We start from the raw sequence: 1487 nt of genomic DNA on the forward strand, positions 1-1487 counted from the left end.
ATCAAACACCATCCTTGTTCGCTTCCATCCCATAAGTAATTAAATTCATTAATATCCATTAAAGTTTTCCTTTTTCAGCATTAAAACGAATGACAACTTTTCCCGATGGAATAATTTGAGAACTTCGCTGTGGTGATCCCAATCTTTCTAAAAGTAACATTATTTGCATATCTTGAGAGCTAGCATAAGCTATTCCCTGTGGGTGTGTATGTTCTATACTTTTGTAATGGGTTTAATAAACTATAGCCAAAATAAATTTAATGTTATTCTATAAATTGGCAATCTGCTCCAGATCCTCTAAAACTCGTGATGATACATTTTCTTTTAATGTATACGAAGGCAATTCACCATGATACTTATAACTTTCATCTACAGTAAATGAATCAGTATTAATTTTAGTTAATACTACTTTACAATATTCTTTTATTGAAGTATCTATTATATTTTGCTGTTTTATAAATTTTATTATGATTTCAACCATTATTATTTTAGAAAAATCATCTAATCCTTTATTTTTACGGAAAAAATCAAATGCAAATTCAATATCATTATTAGAAAAGTATTGTTTGTTACATCTGATTAATTCTAAATATATAAAAAATTTACTTTTGATTTCTTTATTATTTGATGCACATAAAAGCTGTTCTTTATTATTTCGAAGTAATTCTTTATACCAATCAGCTAAAACATTCTGAGGAACATTATAATTTTTAAATGTTTTATATAAATAATCTTGCTCCATAAAAAAAGAATTACCCTGATATTTAAAAAATATTTCTTTAGCTTGCTTATATATATCACCTTTCATTATATCAATTTCCTGTGTTTTTGATGGCTCGCCAATAATTCTTTTCTTTTACAAAATAGTAATTAAGTTTTATCAAAAAGTTTACCTCTTGTGAAAAGTAGCCGGTGGCAGTATAAGGATTATGGGATAGTAATATTGTTTTATTTAAAGCAACTTGCTGCTCAAGAAAAGCTTCATTAATTTTCCACATGTTTTCTTCACCAAGTTTTGCTGCTATTTCTGACCAGTTTTCCAATTGAAAGTAAGTTGCTTTTTCATTAATAGCTTCCTCTACATAAGAAATACCATTTTCATTATATTTACCTAGCATAATTTTATTAGATCGAGCATTATTCGTGGCTTGTATTGCGAAATCGGAATAAATATCTGGAACTGAGCTTTCAATTGCTATGGATTTTGTTTTTTCTAGTAGCTTTTCGTTACCTTTTGAAGCTGTATTAATCAACCCTAACGGATCAATCCAATTTATCGGATCGCTACCGGCATATTGATAACTATTTAGTCCGCCTAGTATACCGAGAGGATCTTGAGTAATATACCTGCCTGTAAATGGGTCGTAATAGCGGTTTAGGTTGTAATGTAACCCCGTCTCCTCATCATAATATTGCCCTTGGAATCTTAACGGGTTATCCGGCAGGGCGTGAAAATCGTCTTGATGGTAGGTTTCGTTTATTATCTG

At 29.9% G+C, this 1487-nt stretch carries 2 protein-coding genes; both read right to left on the reverse strand.

The features are described from left to right. Positions 1-268 precede the first annotated feature (268 nt). A complete protein-coding gene (locus GA0061080_RS12195; RefSeq protein WP_091126220.1) occupies positions 269-808 on the reverse strand; it encodes a hypothetical protein in 540 nt (179 codons plus the stop codon). Between the two features lie 4 nt (positions 809-812). Continuing rightward, on the reverse strand, positions 813-1487 hold a 675-nt coding region (locus tag GA0061080_RS12200; protein WP_141683175.1), incomplete at its 5' end, for an RHS repeat-associated core domain-containing protein.

This window comes from Gilliamella intestini (assembly GCF_900094935.1).
Taxonomy (GTDB): Bacteria; Pseudomonadota; Gammaproteobacteria; order Enterobacterales; family Orbaceae; genus Gilliamella; species Gilliamella intestini.